Here is a 19,569-nt window from a genome sequence, read left to right as displayed (position 1 = left end):
CGGAGGCTCCGATAGGGACACCATTAACCCTTGGAATATCAAGGGAAAATGGTGGGCGCGACAGGGATTGAACCTGTGACCCCACCCGTGTGAAGGGTGTGCTCTACCGCTGAGCTACGCGCCCCCTGTAAGGAGGAGGCGGCCTTTGGCATCGGCCGCGCGCCCTGTCAACACTGTCCATCGATTCGATGCAAAATGCTTTCCCGACCGTCGGATCGCCGACTATAGAGAGGCATTCGAAATTCAGGAGTTCAGCCTCTATGCGTCAAGCCCTTATTCTCGTGATCGGCGGCCTGCTGCTTACGACCCTTTCCGCCTGCAATACAGTGCAGGGGGTGGGTCGGGATATCGAATCGGTGGGTCGTGCCGGAAAGGACGCCATGCACTGAAGAAGAAAACGCTATTGCAGGATGCGGCCGATCGCGGTCGCATTCTTGCGCAGACGGACTCCGTCACAATCGGGTTCGCCGCACTCGCACGCTTCGATCGTGTAACGCACACCGCACATGACCAGAATATCCTGATCGAACGAATAATTGGAAATACCCGCGCGTTCGACCTTTTCCTGTGCTCTGGCTTTGAGAGACATGGATACTCCTTCTGCTCGGTAATCATTCGTTGTGCGATGCACAATGTCAATTGACGCAGATTTGTTCCTGAACATTTTGTAAGAATATTGTCGCGCAAATGACACGTTCCGGCGTGAACAAAAGCCCGACTTGCACGGCGCGATGCCGCGTCCCATATGCCGCGCCATGAATGACCAACGCAGCTCGGCCATGCCTGTCTGGCATGGCACCACCATCATGTCCGTCCGCAAGAATGGGAAGGTCGTCGTCGCCGGCGATGGCCAGGTCTCCATGGGCCAGACGGTGATGAAGCCCAACGCCCGGAAAGTCCGCCGCCTGCATGACGGCTCCGTCATCGGCGGCTTTGCCGGCGCTACCGCCGATGCCTTCACCCTGTTCGAACGGCTGGAGGCCAAGCTGGACCGCCATAATGGACAGTTGATGCGCGCTGCGGTGGAGCTGGCCAAGGACTGGCGGACCGACAAATATCTGCGCAATCTGGAAGCGATGATGATCGTCGCGGACAAGGACGTGACCCTGATCCTTACCGGCAATGGCGATGTGCTGGAACCGCTGGCCCACCCGAACGGCACTGTCGCCGCAATCGGTTCCGGCGGCAATTTCGCGCTCGCCGCCGCCCGCGCGCTGGTGGAATATGAGGAAAACGCGGAAACCCTCGCCCGCAAGGCGATGGCCGTCGCGGCCGACATCTGCGTCTACACCAACGACCAGCTCACCATCGAAACGCTCGACAGCGTTTCCTGAGATTTCAAGAAAAGATCATGAACGACAACCTGACCCCCAAAGCCATCGTCGCCGCACTCGACGCACATATCATCGGCCAGCAGGATGCCAAGCGCGCGGTCGCCGTTGCGCTGCGCAACCGCTGGCGCAAGCAGCACCTGTCCGCCGACCTGCGTGACGAGGTGACGCCCAAGAACATCCTGATGATCGGGCCGACCGGCTGCGGCAAGACGGAAATCAGCCGCCGCCTCGCCAAGCTTGCCGATGCGCCGTTCGTAAAGGTCGAGGCGACCAAGTTCACCGAGGTCGGCTATGTCGGCCGCGATGTCGAGCAGATCGTGCGCGACCTGGTCGAGGAAGCCGTGCGTCTGGAGAAGGATCGCCGCCGTGAAGCCGTGCGCGAAGCGGCGTCCGAAGCCGCCATGGCCCGCCTGCTCGACGCCCTGACCGGCAAGGAAGCGAGCGAGGCGACCCGCCTCTCCTTCCGCCAGAAGATCGAGAACGACCAGATGAACGAGGTCGAGGTCGAGGTGGAAGTCGCCGACAGCCCCTCCATGCCGATGGAGATTCCCGGCATGGGCGGCCAGGTCGGGATGATCAACCTCAGCGACATGATGTCCAAGGCGTTCGGCCAGGTGCAGAAGAAGCGCCGCAAGATGCGCGTCGCCGACGCCTGGGACAAGCTGGTCGAGGAAGAGCAGGACAAGCGGCTGGACCAGGATGATGTCGCCCGCACCGCCATCACCAGCGCCGAGCAGAATGGCATCGTCTTCCTCGACGAGATCGACAAGATCGCGGTCAGCGACGTGCGCGGCGGCTCCGTCAGCCGCGAAGGCGTGCAGCGCGACCTGCTGCCGCTGATCGAGGGCACCACCGTCTCCACCAAATATGGCCCGCTCAAGACCGACCATATCCTGTTCATTGCGTCGGGCGCCTTCCATGTTGCCAAGCCCAGCGACCTGCTGCCCGAATTGCAGGGCCGCCTGCCCATCCGCGTCGAATTGAAAGCGCTGACCGAAGAGGATTTCGTTGCGATTCTCTCCGACACCAAGGCCAGCCTGGTAGCGCAATATCGGGCGTTGCTGGCGACCGAGGAAGTGACGATCGATCTCACGCCCGAGGGCATCCGCGCCGTCGCAAAGATCGCCGCCGAAGTGAACAGCGAGGTCGAGAATATCGGCGCCCGCCGCCTCCAGACGGTCATGGAAAAGCTGCTGGAGGATGTGAGCTTCGAAGCGGAGGATCGCCGCGGCGAAACGCTGGTGATCGACCGCGCCTATGTGGAAAAGCAACTGAACCAGATCGCGCATGACACGGATCTGAGCAAATATGTGCTGTAGCGTCTGTTTCCCCTCCCGCCTGCGGGAGGGGACTAGGGGATGGGCCTGCGTAAACTCGCAAATGCCCACATCCTGACGCGACTAATCTGGCCGTCGGCTTATCAAGTCTCGCTGCCACTCCCGCCTTCGGGAAGGGCGATTTACCGGGTCAGTAACTCCGCCCGACCAGCACCCGCTCCACCGCCTTTTCGCCGGTGAAGATGCACGCACCATCCGCGGCCTCCGCATCGCTCGGCACGTTGCGAAGGGTCAGCTTCTCGCCCTTGAGCCACTGCACCACCTTCTCCAGTGTTTCGCCGGACGGCTTTGACCATTGCACCAGCGCCCAGCCGGGCTTCTTGCTGGCGTTGAAATAGGCTTTCAGTGCCTCGATGTCGGTGATGGACCTGTCGATATTGCCATCCAGCCGCGCCTTGGCGTCGGCGAACAAGGACGCCTGAATATCCTCCAGCATCGCCGTTGCCCCTGCGACGAAATCAGCTTTGGCGACGATCCGGCTGTCGAGCTTGCCGTCTTCGCGATAGAGTCGGTCGCGGCGGATGACCGAGACATTGCTGCCGGCGACATCGCGCCCGCCGACCTCGATCACGATCGGCGCGCCCTTCTTGACCCATCCCCAGCGCTTGTTCGCCGCCTTGGCCGGACGCCTGTCGAGCAGCGCACGCACCGGCTCGCGAAACAGGTCCAGCCCGTTGAGCTGGTCGACCAGATCGGTGCAATAATCGACGATCGCGGCGTCCTCTTCCGTATCGCGCAGCATGGGCACGACGACGATCTGCCAGGGAGCGACGCGCGGCGGTACGCGCAGCCCGTCATCGTCGCCATGGACCATGATGAGGCCGCCGATCATCCGGGTCGACACGCCCCAGCTGGTGGTCTGCGCCAGTTCCTGTTGGCCTTCGGCATTCTGAAACCGGATATTCTGGGCCTGGCTGAACGTCGTGCCCAGGAAGTGCGAGGTGCCGGCCTGGAGCGCCTTGCCGTCCTGCATCATCGCCTCGATCGAATAGGTCGCGACCGCGCCGGGGAAGCGTTCATTCTCCGGCTTCTCGCCCGCGACGACGGGCAGCGCGATGCACTCCTCGGCGAAGCTGCGATAGACTTCGAGCATTTTCAATGTCTCGTCCATCGCCTCGTCCACCGTGGCGTGGGCGGTATGGCCTTCCTGCCAGAGAAATTCGGCGGTGCGCAGGAACATGCGGGTCCGCATTTCCCAGCGCACGACATTGGCCCACTGGTTGATGAGGACGGGCAGATCGCGCCAGCTCTGCACCCAGCGACTGAAGGCCGCGCCGATCACGGTCTCCGACGTGGGGCGCACGACCAGCGGCTCCTCAAGCTTCGCGCTAGGATCGGGGACCAGCTTGCCGTCCTGCTGGATCAGCCGGTGATGGGTGACGACCGCCATTTCCTTGGCAAAACCATCCACATGCTCCGCCTCCTTCTCGAAATAGCTCAGCGGAATGAACAGCGGGAAATAGCAATTTTCGTGGCCGGTCGCCTTAATCCTCTCATCCAGCAGCTTCTGGATACGTTCCCAGATGCCATAGCCCCAGGGCCGGATGACCATGCAGCCGCGCACTCCGCTTTCCTCGGCCATGTCGGCCTCCGAAATGACGGCCTGATACCAGGCGGCGAAATCCTGTTCGCGGGTGACATTAAGGGCGTGCTTCACGGGGTGCGGACCTTGGCTAGTCGGGAAAGAAGAATGGCGCGCCATAGGCCAGACGCGCCATGCCTGTCGACCCCCGAGGCGCGGTCAGTCTGTGGTGGCACCCATCCGCTGCAACCAGGCGCCCGCCTGCCTCGGTTCGCCGACGGCATCAGCGGCCGCAGGGCCGCGGGCCGCCATGAAGTCCCGGTGCAGATCGAATGGTTCCAACCCCAGTGTATCGCGCATCGCGTCGATCTCGGTCGCCAGTTCGGTCAGCGCCGCGATCACCGGCGCGGTGCGGGCGATCGCGGCCTTGTCCTTCTGATGGGCAAACAGACCCCAGCGCCCGGCCGCCGTCACGTGCAAGGCTGCGATCAGGGAGGCTCGATATTCGCTCTCCAGTTCGGCCCGCCGCATATCGAGCCGTTCAAGCCTGTCCGCCTTCGCCATGCCGGTGTCGATCCGCTTTCAGCTCAGCTTGTCGATCTTCGCGTTCAGCGCAGCCAGTTGAGCCTTGAGATCCTTGATCTCGTCGTCCTTGCTGCCTTCCGATGTCGGCGCGGCCGGGGGCGTCATACCGGGTATCACCGGCACGCCGCTGCCGAAGGCGCTGGCCGCGGCCTCGAACATCTGCATGTTGCGCTTGGCGATTTCGGCGAGCGGACCGCCACCGAATGCGCCCTTCATCGCTTCCTGGAACTGCTGCTGGTTCTTGCGGAAGGCGTCCATCGACGCTTCCAGATATTGCGGCACCATCGATTGCATCGAATCGCCATACATGGCGATCAGCTGGCGCAGGAAGTTGACCGGCAGCATATTCTTGCCGCGCTGTTCCTCTTCCATGATGATCTGGGTCAGCACATTATGCGTGATGTCCTCGCCGGTCTTGGCATCGACAACGACGAACTCGCGCCCCTCGCGGGTCATCTGCGACAGCAGATCGAGCGTGATATAGCTGGAGGTTTCGGTATTATAGAGCCGCCTGTTGGCGTACTTCTTGATGACGACCGGCTCAGATTCATTGACGGTCTTGGATTTGGTCATGGATTCCTCTCCCACACCTGCATATATCGCATTAGCACAAGGTGATACCGCACCGCAACATGGGCCGCGCCCTTTACCCCTTTTTCTCAACATTTTATGGCGCGAAACGGAGGGTGATCCCGACCTTCGGCGCCGGGCGTTCCGGGGGCTGCGCAAATATCAGGAGGCTCAGCGTCCCGCCCCCGCGCCGCAGCCTTGGCACCTCGCCAGCGCCGGACCGGCGCGACTGCTGCGATATGGCGCGGAAAACGGCCGTTTCCCAATCGTATTCATTCCGTCCCTGATCAATCCGCCGCAGGTACTGGATCTGTCCGAAAGCCGGTCTTTGCTGCGCCGCATGGCCGCAGCAGGCCATGATGCCTATCTCGTCGATTGGGGCACCCCGACGGCGAGAGACGCTATGCTCGGGCTTGACGGCCATGTGACGCAACGGCTGTTGCCGATGCTGGGCGCACTGCCGCGTCCGCCCATTTTGGTCGGCTATTGCCTCGGCGGGTGCCTCGCGCTCGGCGCCGCGGCGATGCAGCGCTTTCCCGCCCTGGTGACCATCGCCGCCCCCTGGCGGTTCGATGGCTTTCCGGCGCGCGACCTGGATCTGATCAGCGGGCTGTGGCGTGGAGCAAAGGACATGTGCGAGCGGATCGGTTCCGTGCCGATGGAGGTGCTGCAATCCGGCTTCTGGGCGATGGACCCGACCCGTACCATCCGCAAATTTGCGGCTTTCGCCGACGCGGAACCGGGATCGGATGCCGAGCGCGCTTTCCTGGCGGTCGAGGATTGGGCCAATGGTGGCGCGCCGCTGACCTTCGCTGCGGGACGCGACCTGTTCGAGGGGTTCTACGCCGGTAATGCGAGCGGTTCGGGACGCTGGCTGATCGATGGCCGCATGGTCGATCCCGCCGCGCTCGACTGTCCCAGCCTTTCCATCGTATCGACCAACGACCGCATCGTCCCCGCCGAGGCCGGCCCCGCGCTGCGCGAACAGCGCAGTCTCTCGCTCGGCCATGTCGGCATGGTGGTGGGAGGGCGCGCGCGCGAAATGCTGTGGAATCCGCTCTCCCTTTGGCTTTCCAGCCATGGCGGTTGATGCTATGTGCAGCCGCGAAAAAATATTCATCACCAACGAGGATCAAGGCTTTGTCAGACATCGTCATCACCGCCGCCAAGCGTACGCCTGTCGGCAGCTTCCTGGGGGCTTTCGCTTCGACCCCGGCGCATGAACTCGGTCGTCAGGCGATCCTCGCCGCACTTGCTCAGGCCGGCGTCGCGCCGGACGAAGTGGATGAAGTGATCCTCGGGCAGGTTCTGTCCGCAGGACAGGGGCAGAACCCCGCGCGCCAGGCCGCCGTCAACGCCGGCATCCCGGTCGAGCGCACGGCAATCGGCCTCAACCAGCTTTGCGGCTCGGGCCTGCGCGCCGTCGCACTCGCGGCCCAGGCGATCCGCGCCGGCGACGCCAGCATCATGGTGGCCGGGGGCCAGGAAAGCATGTCGCTGGCCCCGCACGCCCAGTTGCTTCGCGCCGGCGCGAAGATGGGGCCGGTGACGTTGGTCGACACCATGATCCATGACGGCCTGACTGATGCCTTCAACAACTATCATATGGGCATCACCGCCGAAAATCTGGCGGAAAAATACCAGATCAGCCGCGATGCGCAGGACGCCTTCGCCGTCGCCAGCCAGAACAAGGCAGAGGCGGCCCGCGCCGCCGGCCGCTTCGTCGACGAGATCGTTCCCGTCACGATCAAGGGCCGCAAAGGCGACACGATCGTCGAACATGACGAATATATTCGCGCCGGTGCGACGATCGAGGCGATGCAGGCGCTGCGCCCCGCCTTCAAGAAGGACGGCACCGTCACCGCGGGCAACGCCAGCGGCATCAACGATGGCGCCGCCGCGCTGGTGCTGATGACAGCCGACGCTGCCGCCAAGCGCGGCGCGACGATCCTGGGGCGCATCGCGGGCTTCGCCACTTGCGGCGTCGATCCGTCGATCATGGGCATCGGCCCGGCTCCGGCCAGCCGCAAGGCGCTGGAGAAGGCGGGCTGGAGCGTGGCCGACCTCGACCTGATCGAAGCGAACGAAGCGTTCGCCGCGCAGGCTCTGTCAGTGGGCCAGGAACTGGGCTGGGATCCGGAAAAGGTCAACGTCAATGGCGGCGCGATCGCCATCGGTCATCCGATCGGCGCTTCAGGCGCGCGAGTGCTGACCACCTTGTTGTATGAAATGGCGAAGCGCGACGCGAAGAAGGGCCTTGCGACCCTCTGCATCGGCGGCGGCATGGGCGTTGCCATGTGCATCGAGCGCTGAGGCTGCAAGGCTGACGAAAAGGCCGCCGATCGAGAGATCGGCGGCCTTTTTCATTCCCAGACCCGGTCGAAGCGCGCACCCAGCCCCGTCAGCAACTCATATTGCGACAGGCCCGATACCGCCGCCGCGTCCGGCAGCGCATAGTCGATCGTCATCCAGTCGCCCTCCGCCACATCGGGCCTCGCGCTGACATCGACCGCGATCAGATCCATCGACACCCGACCCAGCAGCGGCATGCGCTCGCCCTCGTGACGGGCCGCGCCTTTGCCGGAGAAGCCACGCAGATAGCCGTCGGCATAGCCCAGGTTCAGGATCGCGACCTCATGGTCACGATCGGCGGTGAAGATGGCATTATAGCCGATACTGTCCCCGGCGATCAGGCGGCGGCGTTGCAGCACTTGCGCCTGCGGCTGCACCACGGCGCGGATATGCCCTGCCGCCTGGTATCGCGGGATGCCGCCATAAAGCGCCAGCCCCGGCCGGGTCAGGTCGAAATGATAATCGCGCCCCAGGCAAATGCCCGCGCTGTTGGCAAGGCTGTAGCGTTGCGCCGCCACGGCATTCCTGATTCCGACGAACCGCTGCCGCTGGGTGGCATTGAGCGCGACATCCTCGTCCGCCGAAGCGAGATGGCTGAGCAACGTCGCGATTTCCAATCCCCCGGTCGCCGCCGCGAGATCGCCCCGCCAATCGAGCCCCAGCCGGTTCATGCCGGTATCGACCATCAGGTCGCACGCGCCGCCCCCGGCCGCGCGCCAGCGGGCCGCCTGCAAGGGCGTGCAGAGTATCGGCCGCGCCCGCGAACCCAGCGCCTGGCGCATATCCTCTTCCCGCACGCCGTGGAGGACGGAAAGGCCGACGCCCTCCTCCAGCAAGGGTTCGACCGCTGCCGCCTCGCCCCAGTTGGACACGAAGAAATCGCGACAGCCCGCGCGCAGCAGCCGCCGCATGACCCCGACCGCGCCCAGCCCATAGCCGTCGGCCTTGATCGCCGCGCCACAGGCCGCATCGCCGCTCGCGCCCGCAAGCCAGCGCCAGTTGGAGACAAGCGCGTCGCCATCCAGGCGCAGGCGCAGCGGAGCGATATAGCCGTGCATCCCGCTGCCGATAGCGTCCCGGTACTCAGGCGTCGAGGGGGCGATCCCGGGTTTCGGGCAATCCGATCAGGCAGGTGACAAGCGCCAGCGCCACCACCGCGAGCGTGTACCACAGGCCCGCATAGGGATCGCCCGTCCGCGCCACGATATATTGGCTGACCAGCGGCAGGAACCCGCCGAAATAGCCGGTGCCGATATGATAGGGGATGGACAGCGAGGAATAGCGGATGCGCGCGGGGAAATATTCCGACAGCAAGGCCGCCACCGGGCCATAGGTCGCGCCCGATAGCGTCCAGAGCAGCAACAGCGCGCCGAACAGCGCCAGCGCCCGCGGCCAGTCGGGCGTCACCGTCCCGCTCGGATATCCGCCAGCCGCCAGCGCCGCGTCCAACCCGTCCGGACTGAGGTCGCCGACCGAAGCATCGCCGATCGCCACGCCCGGCATGGCCGCCTCCCGCTTTTCATAAGGGATGCCGCGCTTGGAAAAATGGTCGAGCAGCTTGCCGCAGTCGGTCGGCTGAACCTTGGCAAAGGGATCGAAACGGCAATCCGGGCCGCTCACCACCACCGGCCCGCGCGCGGCCGCCGCCTCCAGTTCCGGGTTCGCCGTCCGCCCCATGAACTGGTAGAGCGGCAGCGCCAGCAGCAGCACCAGCGCATAGCCGATGAGGATCGGCTTCCTGCGCCCCACCCGGTCGGACAGCCAGCCGAAGAAGATGAAGCTGGCGACGCCGAACAAGGCGCTGCCGCCGACCAGCAACTGCGCCATGCCCGGCGCGACGTGCAGGCCGTTCTGCAGGAAATAGAGCGCCTGGAACATCACCGTATAGGCGATCACCGTAAAGCCCGCGGCAATGCCGATCATCGCCACCAGCATCCGCCTGACATTGCCCGGCGCGGTGAAGGCTTCCTTGAGCGGGTTCTTCGCCTGCGTGCCCGCCGCCTTCATCGCGGTGAAGACCGGGCTTTCGCGCAACATCAACCGCATCCACAAGGATATGCCGAGCAGCGCGAGCGACAGGATGAAGGGGATGCGCCAGCCCCATGCGTCCCACACTGCCTTGCCCACGATCGCCTGCGTGCCGACCACGACGATCAGCGACAGGACGAAACCGCCGATGACCCCGGCCTGGATGAAGCTGGTATAGAAACCGCGCTTTCCGGTAGGTGCATGTTCGGCGACATAGATGGCCGCGCCGCCATATTCGCCGCCAAGCGCCAGCCCTTGCGCCACGCGCAGCAGGATGAGGATGACCGGCGCCGCGACACCGATGGCCGCCGCCGACGGCGTGAGGCCGACGCCAGCCGTGGCCGCGCCCATCAGGACGATGGTGGCAAGGAAAGTATATTTGCGCCCCCACCGGTCGCCCAGATAGCCGAACAGCACGGCGCCCAGCGGCCGGAAGGCAAAGCCGATCGCGAAGCCGGCCAGCGTGTAGAGGAGTTCGACAGTCGGATTGTCGGTCGGGAAGAAGGTGCGCCCGATGATCGGCGCCAGCACGCCGTAGATATAGAAATCATACCATTCGAACACCGTGCCGAGCGCCGAGGCGGTAATGACCAGCCGGTCCCGCCGTGCGTCCATCACATAGTCGCTGCCGACCGATTGCGTCATTCCACCCCCGAAGTTCACACTGTCACTGGATGCCATGAAAATGCCCGTTTGCGCCGAAGTTCACACTATCGCAGGGCAATGTCGAACGATCATGGCAGCGAAGTTCACACCGTCGCAGGGCTTCATCGAACGGACGGATGCGATGGCGTGGACGGCCGCGGAATTGGGCATCGCGGCGAAGTTCACACCGTCGCCGGGATATTCTGCTTTTCGGCTGCTACTTTGCATGTCGATATCCCCCCCGCCCGAAATAATTGCGGCTCCTGCCCTGCGTCCATGAACCGCCGCTGCTCGACTATGACGGGAAGACGGCGTGTAGGACAGCCTTCATTCATTCTTACCGCTGACAGGCCCAGCCATGGGTCGAAGCAAGTCCTAGCGGACCGGTTCTAATGGGTATGAGTTGAATGTCCGGAAGGGTCGCTAAGCGGCGGTCTTTTTTAACGTCATCCCTGCCATGGCATATATCCATTTCTTCAACCTAGCGCTGGATGCGAGGTCAGAAGATGAGTTCCCGCCTGCGCGGGAATGACAAACTTGGGTGGGTAGGCGACGGTCAGCTTTTTGACGATGCATGGTGTTTAGCGGACATTCCCGCGCCACGCTGTTGGTTCATCTGTTATCGCAAACGCGGTCCGTTCAAACTCAATCGTAGAAGTATCCTCGCCACCGACAGAATAACCTTCCAAAAGGCTCATTCGCCCATGCTCGAAGAAGAGGAGCAGGCCGATGCCGTGTTCCATACCATCTACGCTTGCATAAACGTTCAACCCTAGAGGGCTGGCAACAATCGCGGCTGGAGCCTGTGCAGAAACCGAAAGGGTCGTAAAAAAGCCACCACCTGTATTCTCGCGGCTCTCGACCATGACAGATTGAAGCTGGTCATCGAGCATGGCGAGACAGTGTGGCTTTTCAGCCAGGATTGCGCAGATTGCTTGGCGCTCTAGGTACGAAAGTTCCGCCATGAAAGGTGATTATCCCATCCATGGCAATGTCCGCAACTGCACATGCATGGCCGACCATCGAACGTCGAAAAATGGTCGCCAGCAGCCTCAGCGCTGCCTGCCCAAGGTCAAAACAGCCGCGATCCGTTGGGCACCGCCTTGTCCGGTGCGAACAGGGTCACGGCTCCGCTCTCATCGGCGAAGCCAAGGGTCAGGACCTCCGACATGAACTTCCCGATCTGGCGCGGGGGGAAATTGACCACGGCGGCGACCTGGCGGCCGGGCAAGTCTTCGATCGCGTGATTTTCGGTGATCTGGGCGCTGGACTTCCTGTGGCCGATGGTCGGACCGAAATCGATCAGCAGTTTGTAGGCGGGCTTGCGCGCTTGCGGATAGGGTTCGGCCGAGACGATCGTGCCGACGCGGATGTCGACCTTCAGGAAATCATCGAAGCTGATCGGGTCGGCGGCCGGGGCGCCGGGATCGTGGGTCAGGTGCATGGCGCTACCCTAACCGTTCGTGTCGAGCGAAGTCGAGCGGCGTGTCTCGACGTCGCCTGCCCTGAGCGCCCGCCTTGGCAGGCAGTCGAAAAGCCCGACACGAACGGAGGTTGGAGCCTTACTCCAGTTCCAGGATCACCGCGTCTACCGGCAGGCTTTCGCCCTGAGCGGCGGATACGCTCTTGACCGTGCCCGCCTTTCCGGCGCGGAGGATATTTTCCATCTTCATCGCCTCGATCACGGCGAGCGGCTGGCCGACCTCGACCTTGTCGCCTTCCTTCACGTTCAGCGCGACCAGCAGGCCGGGCATCGGGCAGATCAGGAAGCGCGACAGGTCGGGCGGGATCTTTTCGATCATGTGCGCCGCGTGGGGAGCGGCATGGGCGGGCAGGATGCGCAGCTTGTGGCTGGCGCCATGCGCCGTCAGCACGAAGCCGGAGCGCACCGGCGCGATCCGCACGGCCAGCTGCTCCTCGCCGAACTCCGCCTCGATCAGGCGGTCACCCGGCGTATATTCGAGCGCCATGTCGATCGCCTCGCCATCGACCGTCACTTCATCGCCATCGATCACGACATCATGGACCGCATCGCCAATCTTGACCTGCCAGCCGGTCGGGGGGCTGAGGCGCCTGCCGAGTTGCCCGTCAATGCGGCGGGCGCGATCGGCCTGCGCCATGGCGGCAAAGGCGCCGATCGCCGACAGCCGCTGGAGCAGTTGCGGCGACGCGGGCGCGCCGGTAAAGCCCTCGGGATATTCCTCTGCAATGAAGCCGGTAGTGATGTTGCCCGACCGGAACCGCTCATGCTGCATCAGCGCGGAGACGAAATCGATATTATGCCCAGGCCCCTCGATCTCGAACTTGTCGAGCGCCTCGATCTGCTTGTCGATCGCTTCAAGGCGGGTGGGCGCCCAGGTGATGAGCTTGGCGATCATCGGGTCGTAGAACATGGAGACTTCGCCGCCTTCGACCACGCCGTCATCCACGCGGATCAGCGCGCCGCTCTCGTCCGTGCCGGTTTCGGGCGGATTATAGCGGATCAGGCGGCCGGTGGACGGCAGGAAGCCGCGATAGGGATCTTCGGCATAGACGCGGTTCTCGATCGCCCATCCGTTGATCTTCACGTCCGCCTGGGTGAAGCTCAGTTCCTCGCCATTGGCGACGCGGATCATCTGTTCGACCAGGTCGACGCCTGTGATTTCCTCGGTGACGGGATGTTCGACCTGGAGCCGGGTGTTCATTTCCAGGAAGTAGAAGCCGTCGCCGGTCTTGTCCTCGCCAGACACGATCAGTTCGACCGTGCCGGCGCTGAAATAGCCGACGGCGCGGGCGAGCGCGACGCACTGTTCGCCCATCTTCCTGCGCATTTCAGGGCTGACGAAGGGCGACGGTGCTTCCTCGACCACCTTCTGGTGGCGGCGCTGGATCGAACATTCGCGCTCGTTCAGATAGACGATATTGCCATGCTGGTCGCCCAGCACCTGAATTTCGATATGACGCGGGCTTTCGATGAACTTCTCGATGAAGACGCGGTCATCGCCGAAGCTGTTGAGGCCTTCGCGCTTGGTCGCCTCGAAGCCTTCGCGGACATCCTGCTCGCTATAGGCAAGCCGCATCCCCTTGCCGCCGCCGCCGGCCGATGCCTTCATCATCACCGGATAGCCGATCTCGTTGGAGATGCGGACGGCGTGTTCGGTGTCCTCGATCACGCCGACATAGCCGGGGACGACATTGACGCCCGCTTCCATGGCCAGCTTCTTGGACTCGATCTTGTCGCCCATGGCGGCGATGGCGTTGGCGGGCGGGCCGACGAAGATGATGCCCTCGGCGTCCAGCGCCTTGCGGAAGCTCTCCCGCTCGGAGAGGAAGCCGTAGCCCGGATGCACCGCATCGGCCCCGGTGGCCTTGCACGCCTCGATGATCTTTTCGGCGATCAGATAGGACTGGGCGGCAGGCGACGGGCCGATATGGACGGCCTCGTCCGCCATCAGCACATGCGGCGCGCGCGCATCGGCATCGGAATAGACCGCGACGGTCTTGATGCCCATCTTCTTCGCGGTCCGCATGACACGGCACGCAATCTCGCCACGGTTCGCGATCAGGATCTTGGTGATTGCCATTATACTTCCTGTCCCAGTCCTATATGCTGCGGTTCGGGTCGAGCGTGCCGAGAACCGATTCCCGACGTCGCCCGAAGCGAACGGCTGTTGTTGCTTGGCGCCGCTAAAATCCCAGATCAGAGTGCGGCCCTGTCACTCCGCTGCCTCCAGCTCGACCTTCACTTCGGCCTGCATGGGCACGACGCCCAGCTTCGCGAACAGCGCCGCGTCGGCATTGTCGCCGGCATTGGCGGTGGTCAGCAGCTTGTCGCCGGTGAAGATGCTGTTCGCGCCCGCCATGAAGCAGAGCGCCTGGCAACTGTCCGACATGCTCTCGCGGCCTGCGCTCAGGCGAACCATCGATTCCGGCATCACGATGCGCGCGACCGCGACCGTGCGGACGAACTCGATCTCGTCGATCCTGGCGAGCGGTGTGTCTGCCAGCATATTGCCCAGCACCGTGCCCTTCACCGGCACCAGCGCGTTGATCGGCACGCTTTGGGGATGCTGCGGCAGCACGGCCAGCGCGTGGAGGAAGCCGACGCGATCCTCGCGCGTTTCGCCCATGCCCACGATCCCGCCGGAGCAGACATTGATCCCCGAATTGCGGACATTTTCCAGAGTTTCCAGCCGGTCGTCGAAGGTCCGGGTGGTGATGACCTTCTCATAATGTTCGGGCGAAGTGTCGATATTATGGTTGTAATAATCGAGGCCTGCATCGGCCAACGTCTTGGCCTGGCTTTCGCTGAGCATTCCCAGCGTCATGCAGGTTTCCATGCCCATCTGGCGCACGCCCTTCACCATCTCGACGATGGCGGGCATGTCGCGGTCCTTGGGGTTGCGCCAGGCGGCGCCCATGCAGAAGCGCGAGCTGCCGGCATCCTTCGCCTGCGCCGCCGCCTGCATCACCGCCTGCACGCTCATCAGCTTCTCGGCCTTGAGGCCGCTGTCCGCCGATGCGGACTGGTTGCAATAGCCGCAATCCTCCGGGCAACCGCCGGTCTTGATCGACAGCAAGGTGGACAGTTGCACTTCATTGCGCGGGAAGTTCGCGCGGTGGATCGACTGCGCCTCGAACATCAGGTCGGCGAAGGGCAGGTCGAACAGCGCGGCGATTTCGTCACGGGTCCAGTCGGTGCGGGCGGTGATGGTCATTATTACGCAGCTTCCTCTAGCCCCGCCGGGGGCATGTTGTGGCCGAGCAGGCGCAGCACGTCGGCGGCGCACTCCACGACATTGGAACCCGGCCCATAAATGCCCTGAACCCCTGCGTCACGAAGGAAGTCGTAATCCTGCGGCGGGATGACGCCGCCCGCGATCACCTTGATGTCGCTGCGCCCCTTTTCGCGCAGCTTGGCGATCAGTTCAGGGATCAGCGTCTTGTGCCCGGCGGCAAGCGACGAAGCGCCGACCACATCCACGCCGCTGTCGAGCGCCAGCACCACCGTTTCCTCCGGCGTCTGGAACAACGGACCCGACACGACGTCGAAGCCCATGTCGCCAAAGGCGGACGCGATGACGTTGGCGCCTCGGTCGTGCCCGTCCTGCCCCATCTTGGCGACGAGGAGTTTGGGCTTGCGACCGAGGCGCCGTTCGACGGCCTGCACCCCGTCGAGAACCTGTTGCCAGCGGCTGTCCCCTTCATAGGGGGCTGCATAGACGCCCTTCACCGGTGTCGGCTGCGTGCCGTAGCGGTTGAAGCTGTCCTCCATCGCGGAGGAGATTTCGCCCAGCGTGGCGCGGGCGCGCGCCGCTTCGACGGCGTGGGCGAGGAGATTATTCTCGATCGTCTGCGGCCCGGCGGCGGCGGCGCGCAACGCCGCAAGCGCGGCCTGGCAGGCTTGCTCGTCGCGCTGCGCCTTCACCTTGTTGATGCGGGCGATCTGGCCTTCGCGCACCTTGGCGTTGTCGACTTCCAGCGTTTCGAGCAGGTCTTCATTGGCGAGGCGGTACTTGTTCACTCCCACGATCACGTCGTCGCCCCGATCGACCCGCGCCTGGCGTGCGGCGGCGGCGGTCTCGATCATCGCCTTGGGCCAGCCGGCCGCGACGGCCTTGGCCATGCCGCCTTCGGCTTCGACGCGGTCGATGATCTCCTGCGCGGCGTCGACCAGTTGCTGGGTCAGCGCCTCGACATAATAGCTGCCACCCAGCGGATCGACGACGTTGCACATGCCCGTCTCTTCCTGGATCACGATCTGGGTGTTGCGCGCGATGCGGGCCGAGAAGTCGGTCGGCAGCGCGATCGCTTCGTCCAGCGCATTGGTGTGCAGCGACTGGGTGCCACCCAGCATCGCGGCCATCGCCTCGATCGTGGTACGCATGACGTTGTTATAGGGGTCCTGCTCGGTCAGCGAGACGCCCGATGTCTGGCAATGGGTTCGCAGCATCTTCGAGCGCTCGTCCTTCGCTCCGAGCTTCGTCATGACCCGATGCCACAGCACGCGCGCGGCGCGCAGCTTGGCGATTTCCATGAAGAAGTTCATGCCGATGGCGAAGAAGAAGCTCAGCCGCCCGGCGAACTTGTCGATGTCGAGGCCGCTCGCCACGCCATAACGCACATATTCCGCGCCGTCGGCGATGGTGAAAGCCAGTTCCTGCACCTGCGTCGCGCCGGCTTCCTGCATATGATAGCCGGAAATGGAGATGCTGTTGAACTTGGGCATCTCGCGGCTGGTGTAGCCGAAAATGTCGGAGATGATCCGCATCGAGGGTTCGGGCGGGTAGATATAGGTGTTGCGGACCATGAACTCCTTGAGGATGTCGTTCTGGATCGTCCCGTCGAGCAGCTTGCGATCGACCCCCTGCTCCTCGCCCGCGACGATGAAGAAGGCGAGGATCGGGATCACCGCGCCGTTCATCGTCATGCTGACCGACATCTGGTCGAGCGGGATGCCGTCGAAAAGGATCTTCATATCCTCGATCGTGTCGATCGCCACGCCGGCCTTGCCGACATCGCCCACGACGCGCGGATGGTCGCTGTCATAGCCGCGATGGGTGGCGAGGTCGAAGGCCACGGAAAGCCCCTTCTGCCCCGCTGCCAGGTTGCGACGATAGAAGGCGTTGGATTCCTCGGCCGTGGAGAAGCCCGCATATTGGCGGATGGTCCAGGGACGGCCCGCATACATGGATGCACGGACGCCCCGGGTGAAAGGCGCGAAGCCCGGAAGGCCCGGATCGACGGTCACGTCCTCGGCCGTGTAGAGCGGCTTGACGGCGATCCCTTCCGGGGTCTGCCAGGTCAGATCCTTGCCCTTCACTTCCTTGGCGGCTGCGGCGGCCCATTGGTCCAGTGTCGGCTTCTCGGTCATACTTCCCTACCCTTATTCCTCTCCCGCTTGCGGAAGAGGATACGCAGGCCTGCCAACTTGTTGGCTAGCCGAAGTTGGAGTGAACTGTCCCTTGCCCACCCCGCTGCGACCAGGCGGCAAAGCCGCCAAGTCTCGCTGCCCCTCCCGCTTGCGGGAGGGGCAATGTCAATGCGCCTCCTTCGGCGTCTCCATAATCTCGGTCAGCACGCCATTCATGTCCTTGGGATGGACGAAGAAAATGAGCGTGCCATGCGCGCCGATGCGGGGTTCGCCGAGCACCTTCTTGCCCAGCCCCTCGAACCACGCCTTGGCCTCGTGGATGTCGGGCACTTCATAGCACATATGATGCTGCCCGCCGGCCGGGTTTTTGGCGATGAAGCCATGGATCGGGCTGGCCTCTCCCAGCGGCTCGATCAGTTCGATCTGCGTGCCGGAGGTACCGTTCTCGCCCGGCGTATCGACGAAGCAGACCTTCACTCCCTGCGCAGGGAGGTCGAACGGCTCGTGCGTGATCGTCGCGCCCATGATGTCGCGATAATAAGCGAGCGATGCCTCCAGCGAGGGCGTCGCGATACCGATATGGTTCAAGCGGCCGAGTTTCATACTATCCTCACATCGTCACCCCAGCGAAAGCTGGGGCCTCAGGCAATGATGGGCAACCTGGCCGCACGCGATCCCAGCCTGCGCTGGGATGACGGCCCTGCGGGCCGTCAAAGCGGAATATTGTCGTGCTTCTTCCAGGGGTTCTCCAGCGCCTTGTTGCGCAGCTTGCGCAGACCCAGCGCGATGCGGCGGCGCGTCGAGTGGGGCTGGATCACCTCGTCGATGAAACCCTTGCCCGCCGCCACGAAGGGGTTGGCGAAGCGGTCTTCATATTCCTTCGTCTTTTCGGCGATTTCCTCGGGCGTCTTGCCGCGGAAGATGATCTCGACCGCGCCCTTCGCGCCCATCACCGCGATCTCGGCAGTGGGCCAGGCATAGTTCAAGTCGCCGCGCAGATGCTTGGAGGACATGACGTCATAGGCGCCGCCATAGGCCTTGCGCGTGATGACGGTGATCTTGGGCACGGTCGCCTCGGCATAGGCGAAGAGCAGCTTCGCGCCATGCTTGATGATACCCGAATGCTCCTGCGCGGTGCCGGGCAGGAAGCCTGGGACGTCCACGAAGGTGACGATGGGAATTTCGAACGCATCGCAGAAGCGGACGAAGCGCCCGGCCTTCTTCGATGAATTAATGTCCAGCACCCCGGCCAGCACCATCGGCTGGTTGGCGATGATGCCCACCGTCTTGCCCTCGATCCGGCCGAAACCGCAGAGGATATTGCCCGCATGGGCTGGCTGCACCTCAAAGAAATCGCCCTCGTCCACGACCTTGCGGATCAGTTCGTGCATGTCATAAGGCTGGTTCGCGTTGGCGGGGATCAGCGTGTCGAGGCTCTCCTCGATCCGGTCCCACGGATCGGCGCTCGGCCGTTCCGGCACTGGTTCCTTGTTGGACGCGGGCAGGAAGTCGACGAAATCGCGCACCGCCAGCAGCGCTTCTATGTCATTTTCGAATGCTACGTCCGCCACGCCCGACTTGGTCGTATGCGTGACAGCGCCACCCAGTTCCTCCTGGGTCACGACCTCGTTGGTGACGGTCTTGACCACGTCGGGACCAGTCACGAACATGAAGCTGCTATCCTTCACCATGAAGATGAAGTCGGTCATGGCCGGAGAATAGACCGCGCCGCCCGCGCACGGCCCCATGATGACGCTGATCTGCGGCACCACGCCCGACGCCAGCACGTTGCGCTGGAAAATCTCCGCATAGCCGCCGAGCGAGGCGACGCCTTCCTGGATACGCGCGCCACCGCTGTCGTTGAGGCCGATCACGGGAGCGCCGACCTTCAGCGCCATGTCCATGATCTTGCAGATCTTCATGGCGTGCCGTTCCGAGACCGCGCCACCATAGACGGTGAAGTCCTGGCTGAACACGAACACCAGCCGACCGTTGATCGTGCCCGATCCGGTGACGACGCCGTCCCCGGGAATATGCTGTTCGTCCATGCCGAAGTCGATGCAGTTATGCTCGACATACATGTCCAGCTCCTCGAAGCTGCCTTCGTCCAGCAGCACGTCGAGCCGTTCGCGCGCGGTCAGCTTGCCCTTGGCGTGCTGGGCGTCGATGCGACGCTGGCCGCCGCCCAGACGCGCCGCGTCGCGCTTGGCTTCCAGCTGTTCGATGATGGCGAGCTTCGACATTCGTGCATCTCTCCAGAATTGCGGCGGCAGCCGTCCTGTCCTTCCCCTAACGATGCTTTCGCAATTTTCGCAAATGCAAATTTGCCAATTTGCAAATCAC

The 19,569-nt window shown here is 63.6% G+C and carries 18 protein-coding genes and 1 tRNA gene; 5 read left to right on the top strand and 14 right to left on the bottom strand.

Features of this window, described 5'->3' with window-relative positions; all coding sequences use genetic code 11:
• Window positions 1–49: 49 nt before the first annotated feature.
• Window positions 50–124: transfer RNA gene (locus A7Q26_RS15590), tRNA-Val, on the bottom strand.
• A gap of 136 nt (window positions 125–260) precedes the next feature.
• Here A7Q26_RS15590 and A7Q26_RS15585 point away from each other — a divergent pair.
• Window positions 261–389, top strand: a complete 129-nt coding sequence (locus A7Q26_RS15585; RefSeq protein WP_066861483.1) for an entericidin A/B family lipoprotein — start codon at window positions 261–263, stop codon at window positions 387–389.
• An 11-nt stretch (window positions 390–400) separates the two neighbouring features.
• Here the strand turns inward: A7Q26_RS15585 and A7Q26_RS15580 are convergent, their stop codons facing one another.
• The gene (locus tag A7Q26_RS15580; protein ID WP_066861480.1) at window positions 401–589 is read right to left on the bottom strand and encodes a hypothetical protein; all 189 of its coding nucleotides are present in this window, start codon (window positions 587–589) and stop codon (window positions 401–403) included.
• A 190-nt stretch (window positions 590–779) separates the two neighbouring features.
• Here A7Q26_RS15580 and hslV point away from each other — a divergent pair, with 190 nt between their 5' ends.
• On the top strand, window positions 780–1,334 hold the full coding sequence (gene hslV, locus A7Q26_RS15575; protein ID WP_198162959.1) for an ATP-dependent protease subunit HslV: 555 nt from the start codon (window positions 780–782) through the stop codon (window positions 1,332–1,334).
• 17 nt (window positions 1,335–1,351) lie between these two features.
• Window positions 1,352–2,653, top strand: coding sequence for an ATP-dependent protease ATPase subunit HslU (gene hslU, locus A7Q26_RS15570; RefSeq protein ID WP_066861474.1), 1,302 nt, complete (start codon window positions 1,352–1,354; stop codon window positions 2,651–2,653).
• Window positions 2,654–2,801: 148 nt separating this feature from the next.
• Here hslU and proS read toward each other — a convergent pair whose 3' ends face one another.
• The 3 genes from proS to phaR form a co-directional block, all read right to left on the bottom strand.
• Window positions 2,802–4,328, bottom strand: a complete 1,527-nt coding sequence (proS, locus tag A7Q26_RS15565) for a proline--tRNA ligase (RefSeq protein WP_066861471.1) — start codon at window positions 4,326–4,328, stop codon at window positions 2,802–2,804.
• Between the two features lie 84 nt (window positions 4,329–4,412).
• Window positions 4,413–4,757: a hypothetical protein gene (locus tag A7Q26_RS15560; RefSeq protein WP_066861469.1), complete on the bottom strand. Its 345-nt coding sequence runs from the start codon at window positions 4,755–4,757 to the stop codon at window positions 4,413–4,415.
• Between the two features lie 18 nt (window positions 4,758–4,775).
• Window positions 4,776–5,351: a polyhydroxyalkanoate synthesis repressor PhaR gene (phaR, locus tag A7Q26_RS15555; RefSeq protein ID WP_066861467.1), complete on the bottom strand. Its 576-nt coding sequence runs from the start codon at window positions 5,349–5,351 to the stop codon at window positions 4,776–4,778.
• Here phaR and A7Q26_RS15550 point away from each other — a divergent pair.
• Together A7Q26_RS15550 and A7Q26_RS15545 are read left to right on the top strand one after the other, a co-directional pair.
• Window positions 5,350–6,438 carry an alpha/beta fold hydrolase gene (locus A7Q26_RS15550; RefSeq protein ID WP_198162958.1) on the top strand — a complete coding sequence of 363 codons (1,089 nt, stop codon included), beginning with the start codon at window positions 5,350–5,352 and terminating at the stop codon, window positions 6,436–6,438. The two genes, phaR and A7Q26_RS15550, sit on opposite strands and share 2 nt — an antisense overlap.
• A gap of 50 nt (window positions 6,439–6,488) precedes the next feature.
• Complete coding sequence (locus tag A7Q26_RS15545; RefSeq protein ID WP_066861464.1) at window positions 6,489–7,661, top strand: acetyl-CoA C-acetyltransferase; 1,173 nt, start codon at window positions 6,489–6,491, stop codon at window positions 7,659–7,661.
• 50 nt (window positions 7,662–7,711) lie between these two features.
• Here the strand turns inward: A7Q26_RS15545 and A7Q26_RS15540 are convergent, their stop codons facing one another.
• From A7Q26_RS15540 to A7Q26_RS15500, 9 genes are all read right to left on the bottom strand, one after another.
• A complete protein-coding gene (locus A7Q26_RS15540; protein ID WP_066861461.1) occupies window positions 7,712–8,758 on the bottom strand; it encodes an alanine racemase in 1,047 nt (348 codons plus the stop codon).
• Window positions 8,759–8,783: 25 nt separating this feature from the next.
• Window positions 8,784–10,373, bottom strand: coding sequence for an MFS transporter (locus A7Q26_RS15535; RefSeq protein WP_066861458.1), 1,590 nt, complete (start codon window positions 10,371–10,373; stop codon window positions 8,784–8,786).
• A 581-nt stretch (window positions 10,374–10,954) separates the two neighbouring features.
• On the bottom strand, window positions 10,955–11,338 hold the full coding sequence (locus A7Q26_RS15530; RefSeq protein ID WP_066861455.1) for a hypothetical protein: 384 nt from the start codon (window positions 11,336–11,338) through the stop codon (window positions 10,955–10,957).
• A gap of 107 nt (window positions 11,339–11,445) precedes the next feature.
• Entirely contained in the window at window positions 11,446–11,817 is a 372-nt protein-coding gene (locus A7Q26_RS15525; RefSeq protein WP_066861452.1) for a tRNA-binding protein, read from the bottom strand.
• Between the two features lie 118 nt (window positions 11,818–11,935).
• Entirely contained in the window at window positions 11,936–13,936 is a 2,001-nt protein-coding gene (locus A7Q26_RS15520) for an acetyl-CoA carboxylase biotin carboxylase subunit (protein ID WP_066861448.1), read from the bottom strand.
• Window positions 13,937–14,068: 132 nt separating this feature from the next.
• Complete coding sequence (gene bioB, locus A7Q26_RS15515) at window positions 14,069–15,070, bottom strand: biotin synthase BioB (RefSeq protein WP_066861445.1); 1,002 nt, start codon at window positions 15,068–15,070, stop codon at window positions 14,069–14,071.
• Window positions 15,071–15,072: 2 nt separating this feature from the next.
• Window positions 15,073–17,226 (bottom strand): methylmalonyl-CoA mutase, encoded by a 2,154-nt coding sequence (gene scpA, locus A7Q26_RS15510; RefSeq protein WP_066861442.1) that lies wholly within the window; start codon window positions 17,224–17,226, stop codon window positions 15,073–15,075.
• Between the two features lie 165 nt (window positions 17,227–17,391).
• Window positions 17,392–17,829: a methylmalonyl-CoA epimerase gene (gene mce / locus A7Q26_RS15505; protein WP_066861438.1), complete on the bottom strand. Its 438-nt coding sequence runs from the start codon at window positions 17,827–17,829 to the stop codon at window positions 17,392–17,394.
• Between the two features lie 107 nt (window positions 17,830–17,936).
• Window positions 17,937–19,469 (bottom strand): acyl-CoA carboxylase subunit beta, encoded by a 1,533-nt coding sequence (locus tag A7Q26_RS15500; protein WP_066861435.1) that lies wholly within the window; start codon window positions 19,467–19,469, stop codon window positions 17,937–17,939.
• Between the last annotated feature and the right edge of the window lie 100 nt (window positions 19,470–19,569).

The organism is Sphingobium sp. TCM1 (assembly GCF_001650725.1).
In the GTDB taxonomy this organism is placed as follows: domain Bacteria; phylum Pseudomonadota; class Alphaproteobacteria; order Sphingomonadales; family Sphingomonadaceae; genus Sphingobium.
Note: the sequence above shows the minus strand (reverse complement) of the source record. Positions and strands in the feature narration are given on the sequence as shown.

Coding starts and splice junctions, on each gene's coding strand:
- A7Q26_RS15585 (WP_066861483.1), top strand. CDS start 261: ATGCGTCAAGCCCTTATTCTCGTGATCGGCGGCCTGCTGCTTACGACC.
- A7Q26_RS15580 (WP_066861480.1), bottom strand. CDS start 589: ATGTCTCTCAAAGCCAGAGCACAGGAAAAGGTCGAACGCGCGGGTATT.
- hslV (WP_198162959.1), top strand. CDS start 780: ATGCCTGTCTGGCATGGCACCACCATCATGTCCGTCCGCAAGAATGGG.
- hslU (WP_066861474.1), top strand. CDS start 1,352: ATGAACGACAACCTGACCCCCAAAGCCATCGTCGCCGCACTCGACGCA.
- A7Q26_RS15560 (WP_066861469.1), bottom strand. CDS start 4,757: ATGGCGAAGGCGGACAGGCTTGAACGGCTCGATATGCGGCGGGCCGAA.
- A7Q26_RS15550 (WP_198162958.1), top strand. CDS start 5,350: ATGGATTCCTCTCCCACACCTGCATATATCGCATTAGCACAAGGTGAT.
- phaR (WP_066861467.1), bottom strand. CDS start 5,351: ATGACCAAATCCAAGACCGTCAATGAATCTGAGCCGGTCGTCATCAAG.
- A7Q26_RS15540 (WP_066861461.1), bottom strand. CDS start 8,758: ATGCACGGCTATATCGCTCCGCTGCGCCTGCGCCTGGATGGCGACGCG.
- A7Q26_RS15535 (WP_066861458.1), bottom strand. CDS start 10,373: ATGACGCAATCGGTCGGCAGCGACTATGTGATGGACGCACGGCGGGAC.
- A7Q26_RS15530 (WP_066861455.1), bottom strand. CDS start 11,338: ATGGCGGAACTTTCGTACCTAGAGCGCCAAGCAATCTGCGCAATCCTG.
- A7Q26_RS15525 (WP_066861452.1), bottom strand. CDS start 11,817: ATGCACCTGACCCACGATCCCGGCGCCCCGGCCGCCGACCCGATCAGC.
- A7Q26_RS15520 (WP_066861448.1), bottom strand. CDS start 13,936: ATGGCAATCACCAAGATCCTGATCGCGAACCGTGGCGAGATTGCGTGC.
- bioB (WP_066861445.1), bottom strand. CDS start 15,070: ATGACCATCACCGCCCGCACCGACTGGACCCGTGACGAAATCGCCGCG.
- scpA (WP_066861442.1), bottom strand. CDS start 17,226: ATGACCGAGAAGCCGACACTGGACCAATGGGCCGCCGCAGCCGCCAAG.
- mce (WP_066861438.1), bottom strand. CDS start 17,829: ATGAAACTCGGCCGCTTGAACCATATCGGTATCGCGACGCCCTCGCTG.
- A7Q26_RS15500 (WP_066861435.1), bottom strand. CDS start 19,469: ATGTCGAAGCTCGCCATCATCGAACAGCTGGAAGCCAAGCGCGACGCG.